General features: G+C 73.1%; 11 protein-coding genes. 6 read left to right on the plus strand and 5 right to left on the minus strand.

Features of this window, described 5'->3' with window-relative positions:
* Positions 1–106: 106 nt before the first annotated feature.
* Entirely contained in the window at positions 107–688 is a 582-nt protein-coding gene (locus GJR97_RS09550) for a hypothetical protein (protein WP_154346273.1), read from the plus strand.
* A gap of 37 nt (positions 689–725) precedes the next feature.
* Here the strand turns inward: GJR97_RS09550 and GJR97_RS09555 are convergent, their stop codons facing one another.
* The 3 genes from GJR97_RS09555 to GJR97_RS09565 are packed head-to-tail and all read right to left on the minus strand — an operon-like array spanning position 726 to position 5,112.
* Positions 726–2,510, minus strand: a complete 1,785-nt coding sequence (locus GJR97_RS09555) for an amidase (RefSeq protein ID WP_154346274.1) — start codon at positions 2,508–2,510, stop codon at positions 726–728.
* Positions 2,507–3,556 carry an agmatine deiminase family protein gene (locus tag GJR97_RS09560; RefSeq protein WP_154346275.1) on the minus strand — a complete coding sequence of 350 codons (1,050 nt, stop codon included), beginning with the start codon at positions 3,554–3,556 and terminating at the stop codon, positions 2,507–2,509. The genes GJR97_RS09555 and GJR97_RS09560 overlap by 4 nt, the downstream gene beginning before the upstream one ends.
* Positions 3,553–5,112: a purine-cytosine permease family protein gene (locus GJR97_RS09565; protein WP_154346276.1), complete on the minus strand. Its 1,560-nt coding sequence runs from the start codon at positions 5,110–5,112 to the stop codon at positions 3,553–3,555. The genes GJR97_RS09560 and GJR97_RS09565 overlap by 4 nt, the downstream gene beginning before the upstream one ends.
* Before the next feature lie 101 nt (positions 5,113–5,213).
* On the opposite strand from GJR97_RS09565, the gene GJR97_RS09570 reads away from it, so the two are divergent.
* The 3 genes from GJR97_RS09570 (at position 5,214) to GJR97_RS09580 (ending at position 12,800) form a co-directional block, all read left to right on the plus strand.
* Positions 5,214–5,843 carry a TetR/AcrR family transcriptional regulator gene (locus tag GJR97_RS09570; RefSeq protein WP_154346277.1) on the plus strand — a complete coding sequence of 210 codons (630 nt, stop codon included), beginning with the start codon at positions 5,214–5,216 and terminating at the stop codon, positions 5,841–5,843.
* An 80-nt stretch (positions 5,844–5,923) separates the two neighbouring features.
* Positions 5,924–8,791: a helix-turn-helix transcriptional regulator gene (locus tag GJR97_RS18750; RefSeq protein WP_154346278.1), complete on the plus strand. Its 2,868-nt coding sequence runs from the start codon at positions 5,924–5,926 to the stop codon at positions 8,789–8,791.
* 466 nt (positions 8,792–9,257) lie between these two features.
* Entirely contained in the window at positions 9,258–12,800 is a 3,543-nt protein-coding gene (locus GJR97_RS09580) for a TM0106 family RecB-like putative nuclease (RefSeq protein WP_154346279.1), read from the plus strand.
* 18 nt (positions 12,801–12,818) lie between these two features.
* On the opposite strand, the gene GJR97_RS09585 is transcribed toward GJR97_RS09580, so the two are convergent.
* Entirely contained in the window at positions 12,819–13,256 is a 438-nt protein-coding gene (locus GJR97_RS09585; protein WP_154346280.1) for a YdeI/OmpD-associated family protein, read from the minus strand.
* A 101-nt stretch (positions 13,257–13,357) separates the two neighbouring features.
* On the opposite strand from GJR97_RS09585, the gene GJR97_RS09590 reads away from it, so the two are divergent.
* Positions 13,358–13,651 (plus strand): glutaredoxin family protein, encoded by a 294-nt coding sequence (locus tag GJR97_RS09590; RefSeq protein WP_154346281.1) that lies wholly within the window; start codon positions 13,358–13,360, stop codon positions 13,649–13,651.
* Positions 13,652–13,669: 18 nt separating this feature from the next.
* Here GJR97_RS09590 and GJR97_RS09595 read toward each other — a convergent pair whose 3' ends face one another.
* Positions 13,670–14,671, minus strand: a complete 1,002-nt coding sequence (locus GJR97_RS09595; protein ID WP_154346282.1) for an LLM class F420-dependent oxidoreductase — start codon at positions 14,669–14,671, stop codon at positions 13,670–13,672.
* A gap of 76 nt (positions 14,672–14,747) precedes the next feature.
* On the opposite strand from GJR97_RS09595, the gene GJR97_RS09600 reads away from it, so the two are divergent.
* The gene (locus GJR97_RS09600; RefSeq protein ID WP_154346283.1) at positions 14,748–15,254 is read left to right on the plus strand and encodes a hypothetical protein; all 507 of its coding nucleotides are present in this window, start codon (positions 14,748–14,750) and stop codon (positions 15,252–15,254) included.
* The last annotated feature ends 35 nt before the right edge of the window (positions 15,255–15,289 follow it).

Raw genomic sequence — 15,289 nt, forward strand, 5'->3', positions numbered from 1 at the left:
CCAAGACCAAGACCAAGACCAAGACCAAGACCAAGACCAAGACCAAGACCAAGACCAAGACCATGACCATGACCATGACCATGATCCGTGCTCGGGCCGGCACGCCATGAACGAGAAGCCGATCAAGGTCGATGCGGCGACGGATCGGACGGTCTCGGAACTCGCGTACTTCCTGCGCACAACGAAGAAGGCCGTCGTGGCGATCGCGGTCGCCGAGTACTCCGAGCAGCGTGATCGCTACCTCGCAGCTGCGACCACGAGCGGCGGAGGTGGCGACAGCGAACTCGGTCGGCAGGACGATGGCGGCGGGCGCGAGACCCCCGACGACCACGACACCGGCACGGGCACCGGCACCGGCACCGCTCGAGCCGCCGCTCGGCCGACCGTCCTCGACCTGGCACCGCTGCAGCGACTCGCACTTCGGCGCAACGAGCTCGTGCGTGCGTTCGCGGAGCACGGGGCGGGCGGCATCCGGCTCCTCGACGCCGAGCCCGCGGCGCCCGGCGAAGCGGAACTCGTGCTCCTCGCGGAGACCGACATCGCCGAAGGCGGGCAGGCCGCGTGGGACCTCTCGCGCGTCGCATCGCGGCTCCTCGGCGTCCGCGCGGAGGTGATCTCGACGACCATGCTCCAGCTCTTCGCCAAGCCCGGTCTCCGCAGGGCCCTCGAGCGGTCGCGCCCCCTCTGACCCGCCCCGGGACCGGGCGGTGAGGGGGCGCGACGGCTCAGCCGAGGCGCGGCGTGCGGGGCGGTGCGGTGCGACGGGGCGCGAGCGCCTCGAACGCGGCGGCGAGGCGCAGCAGGGCGGTGTCGTCGTAGCCGCGGCCGGCGAACGTGAGGCCGACCGGCATCCGGATATCGGACATGACGCCCATCGGCACCGTCACGGTCGGGATGCCGAGGTGGCGCGGCACGAGGTTGCCATTGGCGACCCAGACGCCGTTGCGCCAGCCCAGGTCGGCCGACGCCGGGTTCACGTCCATGTCGGCCGGGCCCGCGTCGGCGACCGCCGGGAAGGCGACCGCGTCGAGGCCGTGCTCGTCCATCCACTGCTCGAGGTCGACGCGTCGGGTCTCCTCGAGGCCGCGCAGGCCGCCCTCGAGTTCCGGCATGTCGTCCCACGTCGCGCCGGGGTGCGAGCGCACCCAGTCGGGGTAGTGGGCGATGTCGTCGTCGAAGCCCGTGTAGCGATCGGGCAGCGCGCCCTCGGGGTGCGGGAAGATGCGCGCGCCGTCCACGTCGGCGAGCGTCGAGAGCGCCGGGTCGCCGTTGGCCTGCAGGAAGTCCTCCCAGCCCCATGCAGAGAGGTCCACGATCTCGCGCTTCAGGAACTCCGGCGAGACGAGCCCGCGGGTCGCGATGGTCGGCGCGCCGGGGCGATCGCCCTCGTAGTTCGTCACGGCCGGGAAGTCGACGAGCACGACCTCGGCGCCCGCCGCCTCGAGGTCGCGGCGCGCGGCCTCCCACAGCTCGATCACCGACGCGCGGGTCTCGATGCGCCGGCCCGTCGCGCCGCCGATGCCCACGGTCCCGCCCGGCGCGGCGGTGCCCGCCTCGGGGTCGGCGTTCACGTACATGCGCGGGACGCCGATGCGCTTGCCCGCGAGCGCGGCGGGGGCTCCGGCGGCATCCGTCGCCAACGCGGGGTAGGACGAGGGCCGCACCGCGGATGCCGCGGGCAGCTCGACCCACGGCTGGGCGCGCCAGAAGTCTCCGCGCGTCTCCGGGTCGTCGGCGACGATCACGTCGAGGACCTCGAGCAGGTCGCCCATCGTGCGGGTCTGCGGCACGACGACGTCCATGGTCGGAACGAGCGGCCAGTTGCCGCGCGTCGAGATGACCCCGCGCGAGGGCGTGTAGGCGCACAGCGCGTTGTTCGACGCCGGCGCGCGGCCCGACGACCAGGTCTCCTCGCCGAGCCCGAACGCCGCGAACGAGGCCGCGGTCGCGGTGCCGGAGCCGTTCGAGGAGCCCGAGCCGAACGCGGCCGTCAGGAAGTCCGCGTTGTAGGGGCTCTCGGCCCGGCCGTAGACGCCGCGCTGCATGCCGCCGTTGGCCATGGGCGGCATGTTGGTCTTGCCCAGGCAGATGGCGCCGGCGCCGCGCAGGCGCTCGACGGTGAACGCGTCGCGCTGCGCGACGAGGTCGGCGAACGCCGGCGAACCGGATGCCGCGGTGAGTCCCTGCACGAGGTACGAGTCCTTCGCGGTGTACGGGATCCCGTCGAGCGGACCGAGTGTCTCGCCGCGCGCGCGGCGCGCGTCGGAGGCGCGGGCCTCGGCGAGCGCGTCCGGGTTGCGGACGACGACGGCGTTCAACGCCGTCTCGGTGTCGGGCCCGTCGTAGGCGTCGATGCGCGCGAGGTAGGCCTCGACGAGTGCGACCGCGGTCGTGCGGCCGGCCTCGAGCGCGGCGCGCAGGTCGGTGATCGACGCCTCGACGACGTCGAGGCCGGTGTCGGGACCGGTGCCGGTGCCGGTGCGGGCCTTGGTGCTGGTGTCGCTCGTCATCGCTCCGTCTCCTCGTTCGGCAGCGCGGGCTGCTGCTGGGTGATGCAGTGGATGCCGCCGCCGCGCGCGAAGATCGGGCGCGCGTCGACGGTGGTGACCTTCCGGCCGGGGTAGGCGTCGGCGAGGATCGCCGCCGCACGCTCGTCGGCCTCGGGCTCGCCGAAGCCGCACGCCACGACGCCGTCGTTCACGACGAGGTGGTTGACGTAGCTCCAGTCGACGAAGCCCTCGTCGTCGCGGAGGGTCGCGGGTGCGGGCAGGTCGACGATCTCGAGCGCGCGGCCCGCGGCATCCGTCTCGCCCTCGAGCTGAGCGCGCAGCGCGCGCGTGACCTCGAAGTCGGGGTGCTCGGGGTCGGCCTGGTGGTGCAGCAGCACGCGGCCCGGCGAGGTGATCGTCGCGACGATGTCGACGTGGCCGTTGGTGCCGAAGTCGTCGTAGTCGCGGGTGAGGCCGCGCGGCAGCCAGATCGCCTTCGTCGCGCCGATCGTGCGGGCCATCTCGGCCTCGACGCGGGCCTTGTCGGCGTACGGATTGCGGCGGGGGTCGAGCTGCACGGTCTCGGTCAGCAGCACCGTGCCCTCGCCGTCGACGTGGATGCCGCCGCCCTCGTTGACGAGCACGGAGCTCACGAGCTCGGCGCCCACGTGCGCGGCCGCGAAGCGGGCGATCTCGGCGGACACCCTCCACTCCGCCCACGCTGGGGCGCCCCAGCCGTTGAACGTCCAGTCGACCGCGCCCAGCACGCCGGGCCGCTCGTCGTCGAACACGAACGTCGGGCCGAAGTCGCGCATCCAGAACTCGTCGAGCGGTGCCTCGACGATGTCGACGTGCGAGCCGAGCATGCGGCGCGCGCGGTCCAGCTCGGTCGGGTCGACGACCATCGTGACCGGCTCGAACTCGGCCACCGCGTGGGCGACCTCGGTCCAGGCCGCGTAGCCCTCCTCGCGCTCGCCGGCCCCCTCGCCGAGGGTGATCCCCTCGCGCGGGAACGCCATCCAGGTGCGCTCGTGCGGTGCGGTCTCTGCGGGCATGCGCCAGGTCATGCGTCGGCTCCCTCGGTGCGGGCGGATGCCGCGGCATCCGCTTCGATCATGGCAGCGGATGCCGCGCCCGGCCGCTTCGCCGGGTCGCGGTACGGGTCGGTGGTCAGCCACAGGATCGCGTAGATGCCGGCGCCGAGCACGGGGCCCATGAGCGCCGAGAGGTCGGCGCCGCCGAGCGCGGACGAGATGGGCCCGACGTACAGCGTCGTGTTGGCCGAGAGCACCGCGATCGTCATCGCGCCGACCATGGCGACGACGCCGGGGAGGAACCAGCCGCCGCGGTACCAGAACGGGCTGCCCTTGCGCGTGTCGTCGAGGTCGGCGCCGCGGTAGCGGTTGCGACGGAGCACGATGTCGATCGCGTAGATCGAGACGAGCGGTCCGAACACCGTGACCGACAGCTCGAGCGACGCGCTCAGCGCGTCGAGGAAGCTCGGGCTGAGGAACAGCACCCAACCGGCTGCGGCGGTCGCCGCGACCCCGGTGACGATCGTGGTCGCCGGGCGCGAGATGCGCTCGGCGAGGGCCTGCGCGTAGAAGCCGGTCGAGTACGCCACGAGCACGTTGTTGGTGATGCTCGAGAGGACGATCATGCCGAGGAAGAGCGGGGTGAACCAGACGGGCACGATCTCGCCGATCGTGAGCTCGGGGTCGGTCATGTCGATGGCGGTGCCGGCGACGACGCCGAGCGCCCCGATGAGCAGGGCCGGCACGAAGCCGCCGAGCGCGGTGTACCAGGCGACGGCCTTCTTCGAGACGTCCGCCGGAAGGTACCTGGCGTAGTCGGCGCCGATCCCCCACGACAGCGGGCTCGACGCGACGATCGCGAAGCCGAGCATCACGAGCGCCCAGTGGTCGGCGACGGGCAGCGGCTCGGCGGCGTACGCCCAGTCGGCCGCCCCGAACACGAAGACGGCGAGCACGACGAAGACCACGGCGAGCGCGGCCGAGAACCAGGGGGCCAGCGCGAGGATCGTCGCATGGCCGTAGACGCCGATCACGAAGCTGAGCACGCCGATGACGGCGAGGACGACCCACTCGCCGCCGGCGGGCAATGCGATGCCGAAGTGGCCGAGCAGCGCGATCGCGCCGAGCGTGGCGAACGCGACGTTGATGACCTCGTAGAACAGCCCGATCAGCACGCCGAGCCCGGCGCCGAAGACCTTGTTGCCGCGGATGCCGAAGAACGCCCGCATGATCGCGACGCTCGGCGAGCCGGAGGCGGGGCCGCTGACGGCGAGCCAGCCGACGAGCGCCCACCACAGGTTGCCGACGACGGTGATCGCGAGCGCCTCCCAGAGCGGCAGGCCGAGGAGCATGAGCACGCCGCCGACGACGAAGTAGAGGTAGCCGACGTTCGCCGACATCCAGACCCAGAACAGGCTGGAGGGGCGGCCGTGGCGCTCGGTGGCCGGGATGTGCTCGGTGCCGTGCTGCTCGACGTGGCCGACGCGGTCGGCCGCGGGGGCGGGAGCGGATGCCGCGGTCGCGGCGGGTGCTGCGGAGGACGTCGCGTCGGCGCCGGCGCGGGTCTCCTCCGGGGTCTGGATGCTCATGTGCGGAACCTCATCGTTCGACGGCGGGATGTTCGATCGAGCGGATCGATATATTGATCATGCGATCAATAAGGTGGGAGATTACCTAGACTGGCAGCACGATGTCAACACCCGTCCGCACCCGAGCAGCACGCAAGAGCCCCGGAGAGCGATCCGCCGAGATCGTCGAGGCCGCGCGCCTCGTCGCGCTCGAGCAGGGGCTCATGGCGGTCACCCTGCGCGCCATCGCCGCACGCGCCGGGGTCACGCCTGCGCTCGTGGCCCACTACCAGCCGAGCATGGACGCACTCGTCGCGGACACCTTCGCGCACATCGTCGCCGAGGAGCTCGACGAGCTCTCCGGTCTCCTCGCGGGGCGGCCCGGACCCGCCGAACGCCTGGGCACCCTGCTCGACACGCTGCTCGACGGCACTCGCGACGACGTCACGATCGTCTGGGTCGAGGCGTGGGCGCTCGGCCGTCGCAACGATGCACTCGCGGCATCCGTCCGCGCGCAGATGGATGCCTGGCAGGACCTCCTCCGACGGATCATCGAGGAGGGTGTCGATCACGCCGGGTTCCGCGCGCCGGATGCCGATGCCGCAGCCTGGCAGATCCTCGGCATGGTCGACGGGCTCAACGCGCAGGCGCTCGTGCGCTGGGGCGACGCGAGCGAGCGCGGCTCGCTGATCCACGGCGCCGTCGAGGGCATGCTGGGGCTCGAGCGCGGGGCGCTCGCCGTCCGGGACTGACCCGGCACACGCGTGCGAGATCCGGACCGAACCCTCGATTTTCTCTGAGGACTCCTCGGAACCGTGGCAGACTGTGCCGCATGGGGGCCGTATCGCCGCGCCTCGCGGGCCGCGAGCGGGAACTCGCCGTGCTGTCGCACGAATTCTCGGCCGTCCTCGGCGGCGAGGCCCGGACGATCCTCCTCCGCGGCGAACCCGGGATCGGGAAGACCGCGCTGATGGATGCCGCGTGGCGCCGGCACGGCGGCGGGGCGACCGTGCTCGCTGCGAGGAACCTGCCGCTCACCACGCGCGTGCCGAACCTCGCCGTCCGTTCCCTCCTCAAGCAGTCCGGCGACCTCCAGCGGGCCGACGCCGACCATCGACCGACGCCGATCGCGCTCGACACGGCGGTCGACCGGCTCCTCGAGCGCGGTCCGGTCATCATCGCCATGGACGACCTGCACTGGGCCGACTCGAGCACCCTCGACGCGCTGATGTTCCTCGCCGGCGGCCCCGAGGATCGCCGGCTCGGGATCATCGGCACCATGCGGGCCGGCGCCGGGCGACCTATCGACCGATGGCGTGCCGACCTGCTGCGACTGCCGTCCGCACGCGCGGTCGACGTCGGCCCGCTCGACCGACCGGGCATGCGCGAACTCGTGGAGGACGCGATCGGCGCGCCGCCGCACGAATCGCTGGTGAGCGACGTGCTCGCACGCACGCGCGGCAACCCCTACCACGCCACGCTCCTGCTCGAAGGCGTCGCTCCGTCGGCGACTGCGGCGCCGTCGACCGTCGCGGCCGACCTGGGTTCGGCCCTGCTGCGCGCCTGGTCGCAGCTCCCGCAGGCGACGCAGGAGCTCTGCACCATGCTCGCGATGCACGGCAAGCCGGTCCGCGTGCGCACGCTCGTCGACGTCGATCCGTCGTGGTCCGACGCGGAACGCGACCTGCGCCCGGCGCTCGCCGTGCAGGTCCTCGACATCGACGACGAGGGGCGCGCCTGGTTCCACCACCCGCTCACCGCGGAGATCCTCGTGGCCTCAGTGCCCCAGCTCGAACGTCGGGAACGGCACGCCGAGCTCGCGCGGAGCACCGAGCGTGCCATCGCATATGGGTCCGCCTCGCCCGAGCTGCTGGTCGACCTCGCCGACCACCTCGCCGCGGCGGGCGACACGCTCGGATGCCTCGATGCCAGCCGTCGCGCGATCGAGGCGCTCGAGCGATCGGGCGACCGGATGACGCGCCTTCGCCTGCTGCGCCGGTCCGTGCGGATCTCGGAGGACCCGGCCGACCGCCCCGCGGGCCGGGACGAGGCCGCATGGCGCGATGGGCGCCGAACGCTGATCGAGGCGTGGGCGGATGCCGCCGCATCCGTCGGTGCGTACGAGGACGAGTACGAGGCCGTCGGCGAGCTCCTCGACGGCGTCGACGCAGAGGCCGAGCCCATGGTCGCGGCCCGGCTCATGCTGCGGCGCCAGCGCCTCCAGTTCCGGATCGGCGGGGACCTCGCCGACGCGGCGCCGGCCCGCGAGGCACTGCGGCTCGCGGCGACGGCACCCGAGAGCCCCGAGTACGCCACCGCGCTCGTCGAACTCGCGCACGCCGAGATCCTCGTGGCGGACCCCCGCTGCGCGGCCCACGCCGCCGAGTCACTCGAACGCGCGACCGCGCTGGGAGACACCGCCGTGCTCGCGGCCTCGCTCGCGGTGTGCGGCCAGCTCGCGGCGCTCACGCGCGATCTCGACCGCGCTCGGGCCCTCGCCGCCCGCGCACTCGAGGTCGCACTGCCGAACGGCCACTTCTGGTCCGCGATGCTCGCAGCCTTCTGGGAGGCGTACTCCATGCCCGACTACCGGTCGGCGCAGCGGTCGCTCCGGCATGCGATGGATCGGCTCGGGGAGGCCGGGGCGCCGTACCTCGTGACCGCCACGCTCGCGCTCACCGAGGCGCGGACGGCCATCACGGTGGGCGACGTGACCGCGGCGCGCGCCGCCCTGCGGTACGTCCGGTCGGAGGATCCGACCACGTACATCGCGATGGGACTCGCCAACGTCTCGGCGATCCTCGCCGCCCTTCAGGGACGAGCCGATGACGCGGAGGCGTACCTGCACCGGGCGCGCGAGCAGGTCCCCGAGGTGCCGTCGTACGCGATGTCGACGCAGGCGCACACCGGCGCCCTGGCGAGGCTCGCGGAGGGCGATCCGGAGGGTGCCCTGGCCGTGCTGGAGCCGCTGCTGGCCACCGCACCGGGTGACAACTCCTGCGAATGGCTCGTGCCGTTGGCCGCGCGCGCACTCGCCGATCTCGCCCAGGGCGCACGCGATCGTCACGAGCCGGACGCCGACGTGGTCGAGCGGCTCGACGAGTTCGAGGCGGCGTACCCGCACGTCCTCGCACGCACGCTCGGCATCTCGTTCCCGGCCGACCTCGCCGCGCTCGAGTCGCTCTACGCGGCCGAGCGCGCCCGCGCCCGCGACCTGCCAGAGGCAGGGGATCTCTGGATGGCGGCCGTCGGCGCGTGCGCCGCGGCGCAGCTGGCCTGGGAGGAGGCGTACGCCTGCCGCCGCGGCGCCGAGCACGACCTCACGAGCGACGCCGGCCGGCGCGAGCGAGGCGTCGAACTGCTGCGACGAGGCGCCGCGCTCGCCCGGCGGCTCGAGGCGGACCCCCTCACCGCCGATCTGGAGTCGCTCGCGCAGTGGTCGCGCGTGCGCCTCTACGACGATCGCTCCGAGCTCGCCGGTTCGGCCGCCGACCGGCTCGGCGACGCCACGCTCACGCGTCGCGAACGAGAACTGCTCCCCTACGTCGTCGACGGCCGCACGTACGCCGAGATCGCGGCGCTCCTCACGATCAGCGAGAAGACCGTGAGCTCGCACATCTCGAACCTGCTCCGCAAGACGGGTGCGGCGAACCGCGTCGACCTCGCGCGGATGGCGGAGGTCCGCGAACGCTCGGCGTGAGCCGCGGCATCCGCTCGCCCGCTCTTGTCGCGGCCTTCCGCGCCCGGCCCCGGACGCCCGCGGGAACAACGCCGACCACGGCCCCGTCGCCCCTCACGACGTGAAGAGCCCGCATGCGCCGGGCCGTTGACGCACCGCCCGTCATCGTCGGCTCCGACGCGGCGGGCACGGTCCGCCGTCGAAGCGGGAGTCGATGTTCACGCGCGGCGTCGTCGAGACACCCGACATGATCGGCCAGCACGACCTGCTCGACGCCGCGTCCGCGATGTTCGAGGACAGACGGACGGCTCCGCTCGACGCTGACGCGCGAGATCGCGGGACTCGATGCCGCGAGCCTCCGCGAGGCGTATGCGCTCGTGGCATCCGGCCGCAGCATCGGGAAGGTCGTGCTCGCGCGCTGACGCCGGAACGCGATGTCGGATGCCGCGGCTAGCGTGGGCACCACGACGACGGCGGAGGGAGCCCGATGTACCTGGCCGACGGCACGGTGGTCACGAGCGCGAGCGACCTCAAGAAGGCGTCCGACTGCGAGTTCGCGTTCCTGCGCGAGCTCGACGTGAAGCTCGGCCGCGAGACGCTGTTCGAGCCGGTGGCGGATGCCATGCTCGAGCGCGCGGGGCGCATGGGCGACGCGCACGAACTGCGCGTCCTCGAGCGCTACCGCGACGAGTTCGGCGACGGCGTCGTCGAGATCGAGCGACCCGACCTCCGCGACCCCGATCAGCTCGGAGCCGCCGTCGCGGCGACCCGTGCGGCGTTCGAATCGGGCGCGCCGGTCGTGTTCCAGGCCACCTTCGTCGACGAGGGGTTCGTCGGCTTCGCCGACTTCATCGTCCGGCAGCCCGACGGCCGGTACCTCGTCCAGGACTCCAAGCTCGCGCGGCGTGCGCGGGTGACGGCGCTCCTGCAGCTCGCCGCCTACGCCGCGCAGCTCGACCGCATCGGCATCCCCCGAGCCGACACCGTCGAACTGCTGCTCGGCGACGGCACGACCAGTTCGCACCGGCTGGAGGACATCGAGCCGGTGTTCCTCCTCCGCCGCGACCGGCTCCGGCAGATCGTCCAGGAGCGGCTCGCCGACGACGGGCCGGTCGCGTGGGGCGACCGGCGCTACGCGCTCGACGGGCGGTGCCCGACGTGCGACCTCGAGGTGCAGGCGAATCGCGACCTCCTGCTCGTCGCAGGGCTCCGCATCACGCAGCGCGCGCACTTCCACGGGGCCGGCATCACCACGATCGACGGGCTCGCGGCATCCGCCGGTCCCGTCGACGGCGTGCTCGATGCGACGCTCGAGGGCCTGCGGGTGCAGGCGCGGCTGCAACTCGCCGCCGAGGCCCAGGCGCTCGCCGCCGAGGCGTCGGGCGACCGGTCGCCCGACGATCCGCCGCTGCCGCCGCCCGTCGAGGTGCGCGAACCGGGGGCGCTCGCGGCGATCCCCGAACCCGATGCCGGCGACCTGTTCTTCGACTTCGAGGGCGACCCGCTCTACACCGAGGGCGCCGCGACGGAGTGGGGTCTCGACTACCTGTTCGGCATGATCGACGTCGACGAGCGGTTCACGCCCATCTGGGCGCACGGCTTCGCCGAGGAGCGCGAGGCGCTCGTGCAGTTCCTCGCCTTGGTGAAGGAGCGACGGGAGCGGCACCCGAACCTGCACATCTACCACTACGCCAGCTACGAACGCACGCACCTGACGTCGATCGCGGCGCGCCACGGCGTCGGCGAGGCCGAGGTCGACCAGCTGCTCGCCGACGGCGTGCTCGTCGACCTCTACCCGATCGTGAAGCGCGCGGTGCGCGTCGGCAGCCGCTCGTACTCGATCAAGAAGCTCGAACCGCTCTACATGGGCGAGCGGCTCCGCGAGGCCGACGTCAAGTCGGGCGGCGACTCGATCCTCGAGTACGTCCGCGCGCGCGAGCTCGCCGCGACCGGAGATGCGGAGGCGGCGCAGCTCGTGCTCGACGACCTCGCCGAGTACAACGAGTACGACTGCGTCTCGACGCTGCGGCTGCGGGACTGGCTGCTCGGCCTCGCCCGGGCGCACGGCGTCGCACCCGTGCCGGCGCTCCTCCTGGCCGAGCCGACCGTCAAGCAGTACGCGGCGAGTCCGCTCGCGACGGCGCTGTCCGCGCTCGCGGGTGGTGCCGACGAGCGTCGCGACGACCCCGACCGCACGGCACTCGCCCTCGCCTCCGCCGCGATCGACTACCACGAGCGCGAGCTCAAGACGTTCTGGTGGGGTCACTTCTTCAGGGTCGAGCAGCCCCTCGAGGCGTGGGAGGACCACCGCGACGTCCTCGTGGTCGATCCGTCCCGCACCATCGTGCTGCACGACTGGTACCGCGAGGGCCGGCAGCAGTTCGACCGCCGCGAACTGCTCCTCCGCGGCCGCATCGCCCCCGGCTCGCGGTTCAGCGCGGGCGCCGAGCTGTACCTGCTCTACGACTGGCCCGCCCCGTTCCCGTCGTTCTCGCGTCGTCCCGGCTCGCGGGCCTGGGCCAAGGCGACCGTCCTCGAGTCGACGCCCGACGGCGTCCGCCTCGAGGAGCGCTCGACCGTCGACGACACCTGGCGCGACCTGCCGTTCGCGCTCGTGCCGGGCAACCCGCCGCCCGCAGGCCGGCAGAAGGCGGCGATCGCGGAGTGGGCGCGCCCGATCGTCGACCGCCACCCGGCGTGGCCGAGGGACGCCGCCGTCGACCTGCTGCGCCGCCTCCCGCCGCGCACGCGCTCCGGCGCGCTCGCCCCGCTGCCCGACCACGAGTACGTCGGCGCCGTCGTCCGCTCGCTCGGCGACCTCGACGACTCCTACCTCGCGGTGCAGGGTCCCCCCGGCACCGGCAAGACCTACGTCGCGGCCCACGTCATCGCACGCCTCGTCGGCCACCACGGCTGGAAGGTCGGCGTCGTCGCGCAGTCGCACGCGGTCGTCGAGCACCTGCTCGACGCCGTCGTGGGCGCCGGGCTCGACCCGAGACGCATCGCCAAGGCACCGAAGGATCGTGGCGACGACGTCGCCCGCGCGTGGACCGCGATCGAGAAGGACGGCATGTCGGCCTTCATCGCGGCGAACCGCGAGCAGGGGTTCGTGGTCGGCGGCACCGCGTGGGACTTCGCCAACGCCGACCGCGTCGGTCGACGCGCGCTCGACGTGCTCGTCGTCGACGAGGCCGGGCAGTTCTCCCTCGCCTCGACGATCGCCGCCTCGGTCGCGGCGCGCAGGCTCCTCCTCCTCGGCGACCCGCAGCAGTTGCCGCAGGTGAGCCAGGGCACGCACCCCGAGCCCGTCGACATGTCCGCACTCGGTTGGGTCGCCGACGGCCACGACGTGCTGCCGCCGGAGTTCGGGTACTTCCTCGCCGAGAGCCGGCGCATGCACCCCGCTCTCGCGGCCTCCGTCTCGGCCCTGTCGTACGAGGGCGAACTCGCGTCGCACCCGTCCGCTGCGCTTCGGGGCATCGAGGGCGTCGAGCCGGGCCTCACGCCCGTGCCGATCGAGCACTCGGGCAACACGACCGAGTCGCCGGAGGAGGCCGCCGAGGTCGTCCGCATCGTCGGGTCGCTGCTCGGGCGCGCGTTCACGGGCATCGCACACGGCGACGGCGAGCCCGACCGCGCCCGGCCCCGGCCGCTGGAGCAGTCCGACGTCATCGTCGTGACGCCGTACAACGCACAGCTGGCGGTCGTCCGCGACGCGCTCGATCGCGCCGGGTACACGGCGGTCCCGGTCGGCACGGTCGACAAGTTCCAGGGGCAGGAGGCCGCGGTCGCGATCGTGTCGCTGGCCGCGTCATCCGCCGCTGCCGCTCCGCGCGGGGTCGAGTTCCTGCTGCTCAAGAACCGGTTGAACGTCGCGATCTCGCGCGCCCAGGTCGCCGCCTACCTCATCCACTCGCCGGGCCTGCTCGACGCGCTGCCGCGCACGCCCCGAGGCGTCGCGCAGCTCAGCGCGTTCGCACGGCTCGTCGGCGTCGAACTGCCGGCGTGGGATCGGGAGCCGGTCGGGTAGCGCCCACCTGCGACGCCCTCACCCGCCGACGAGCTTCTCGACCGCCTTCGCGATGCGGCGCGCCCGCGTCTCGGGCGCCTTCGCCTCCATGATCGCGGTCACGTGCGCCTTGCGGTGGCTCGGCGCCAGCCGGTCGAACGCCTCGCGCGCGCCCGGGGTCGCGTCGAGCGCCGCCGCGAAGTCCTCCGGCGGCTCGACCGTGCGGGGCGCGGTGTCGAGCTCGACCTCGACCGAGATCGGGTCGCCCCCCGAGAGCCCGGTCGCCGCCCGCTTGTCGGAGCTGAAGGGGATCAGGTGGCGACCGCCCATCACGGCGAGCGTGCTGCGGTACTCGTAGCCGTTGACCGTGACCACGACGGGGGCGCGCCGCCCGCCGCCGAGCGCCTCGACCACCTCGGCCGGCACCTCGATGCCCGTGTTGGCGCCCGTCTGCGAGAGCGTGGTCTCGAACTGCATGCTCCCGAGCCTCGCACTCGGCGGGCCGGCGCGGAACCCCCTGGCCGGGGCATCCGCGCACGCTGGGAATACCGCACAGGATACCCACGTAGGTTATCGGCATGACCTCCCCTGCAACCGACCTGAACCCTGCCGGCATCACGATGTACGGCGCCGAGTGGTGCGGCGACTGCCGCCGCTCGAAGGCGCTGCTCGACCGCCGCGGCGTCGACTACGAGTACGTCGACCTCATGGTCGTCGCCGACGGCGCCGACCGCGCGAAGGCGATCTCGGGCCGCACGAACATCCCCGTCGTCGTCTTCCCCGACGGCACGCACTTCACCGAGCCGACCGACGCGCAGCTCGGCGCCAAGCTCGACGCCGTCGAACTCGAGCAGGACGGCGCCGCGGCCTGAGGCTGAGCGCCGCCGCGCTCAGGCGAGCGCGGGCATGACCTCGCGCTCGTAGAGCTCCAGGCCCGAGCGGTCGTACGCCGCCTCGGGGAAGTAGTGGATGGCGTACCCGAGCCCGCGTTCGCGCATGTCGAGCAGCTTCTCGACGACCTGGTCCGGCGTTCCCACGGCGATCGCGGCATCCGAGCGGAAGTCGTGGATGAACTTCGCCGCCGCCTTCGGGCCCGCCGATCCCGCCAGTCGGGCCTCGACGGCCTGGAGCCGGCGCTCGACGTCGGCCTCGGTCTCGCCGATCACGGTGTTGAAGTTCGCGCTGCGCACGATCGACCCGAAGTCGCGACCCAGGCGATCGGCGTGCCCGCGCAGCACCTCGCTCTTGTGGCTGAACTCCTCGGGGCTGCCGTAGAAGTTCGTGTACGCGGCGTGCTTCGCCGCGATGCGCAGCGTCACCTTCTCACCGCCGCCGGCGACCCACATCGGGATCCCGCCGGGCTGCAGCGGCTGCGGCTGCACGATCGCGTCGTCGACCTCGTAGAACTCGCCGTCGAGGCTCGCTCGCCCGGTCGTCCACGCCTGGTGCATGACCTCGACGCCCTCACGGAGCATCCGGAGCCGGGCCGGCGCGTCGGGGAACCCGTATCCGTATGCGCGCCACTCGTGCTCGTACCACCCGGCGCCGATGCCCATCTCGACGCGGCCTCCGGAGATGACGTCGACCGTCGCCGCGACCTTCGCGAGGTACGCCGGGTTCCGGTAGGCCATGCACGTGCACATCTGGCCGAGGCGAACCCGCGACGTCGATGCGGCGTACGCGGCCATGAGCGACCACGCCTCGTGCGTCGCCTCCGTCTCGCTCGGCACCGGCACGGTGTGGAAGTGGTCGTACACCCAGATGGACTCCCACGGCGAGCCCTCGCGGTCCGCGTAGGCGGCGAGGCCGTGCATCGTCGACCAGTGGTCGGCGGGATCGATGCCGACGAGGTCGTGACGCCACCCCTGGGGGACGAAGAATCCGAATCGCATCCGGCCAGCCTACGATCGCCGTTCTCAGCGCCAGCACTGATGTCGGGGGGCCTTGACATCCGTAGCGTCAGCGAACATGGCCCACACGATCGATCACGCGCACGTCCTCGTCGACGATCTCGCCGCCGTCGCGGTGACGAGCGGTGGCATCCGCGTCATCCATCTCTCTGGAGTCGCGACCTGCCCCAGCGAACTCTGGCGGGTCGACGTCGTCGCGGTCGGACGCGCACTCCTCGGCGGTGCGCAGGCCGGCCGGCTGACCATCGGCCTGCGGTCCGCCCCGCCGCATCGCCGCGGCCGCTTCCGGGCGGTCCGCGTCCCCTTCGAGGCGATCATCGAGGACCAGGGCACGCACGAGGTCGAGGTGCACCTCGAGTGCCAGCCCGCCGTGGTGCTTCCGGTGCTCGAGGCCGACGACTCGTTCGGGGCGGGAGCCCGGGCCACCGCCCGCCGCCGCGCCGGAATCGCGGGTCGCGCGATGCCCGTCGGCGCAAGTGCGATGACGGATGCCGCGCGCGGCGCACTCAGCGTCCTGCGCGACCGGTTCGGGGGGTTCGCGCCCGGTCTCGCGGCCGCCGTCTGACGCCCGGAGCGGCCGTGGCGCGGGTCGCCACGACC

The organism is Agromyces kandeliae, assembly GCF_009674665.1.
GTDB classification, from domain to species: Bacteria; Actinomycetota; Actinomycetes; order Actinomycetales; family Microbacteriaceae; genus Agromyces; species Agromyces kandeliae.

Bases quoted from the DNA above. Each gene is read 5' to 3' on its own strand.
- GJR97_RS09550 (WP_154346273.1), top strand. From the start codon at position 107: ATGAACGAGAAGCCGATCAAGGTCGATGCGGCGACGGATCGGACGGTC.
- GJR97_RS09555 (WP_154346274.1), bottom strand. From the start codon at position 2,510: ATGACGAGCGACACCAGCACCAAGGCCCGCACCGGCACCGGCACCGGT.
- GJR97_RS09560 (WP_154346275.1), bottom strand. From the start codon at position 3,556: ATGACCTGGCGCATGCCCGCAGAGACCGCACCGCACGAGCGCACCTGG.
- GJR97_RS09565 (WP_154346276.1), bottom strand. From the start codon at position 5,112: ATGAGCATCCAGACCCCGGAGGAGACCCGCGCCGGCGCCGACGCGACG.
- GJR97_RS09570 (WP_154346277.1), top strand. From the start codon at position 5,214: ATGTCAACACCCGTCCGCACCCGAGCAGCACGCAAGAGCCCCGGAGAG.
- GJR97_RS18750 (WP_154346278.1), top strand. From the start codon at position 5,924: ATGGGGGCCGTATCGCCGCGCCTCGCGGGCCGCGAGCGGGAACTCGCC.
- GJR97_RS09580 (WP_154346279.1), top strand. From the start codon at position 9,258: ATGTACCTGGCCGACGGCACGGTGGTCACGAGCGCGAGCGACCTCAAG.
- GJR97_RS09585 (WP_154346280.1), bottom strand. From the start codon at position 13,256: ATGCAGTTCGAGACCACGCTCTCGCAGACGGGCGCCAACACGGGCATC.
- GJR97_RS09590 (WP_154346281.1), top strand. From the start codon at position 13,358: ATGACCTCCCCTGCAACCGACCTGAACCCTGCCGGCATCACGATGTAC.
- GJR97_RS09595 (WP_154346282.1), bottom strand. From the start codon at position 14,671: ATGCGATTCGGATTCTTCGTCCCCCAGGGGTGGCGTCACGACCTCGTC.
- GJR97_RS09600 (WP_154346283.1), top strand. From the start codon at position 14,748: ATGGCCCACACGATCGATCACGCGCACGTCCTCGTCGACGATCTCGCC.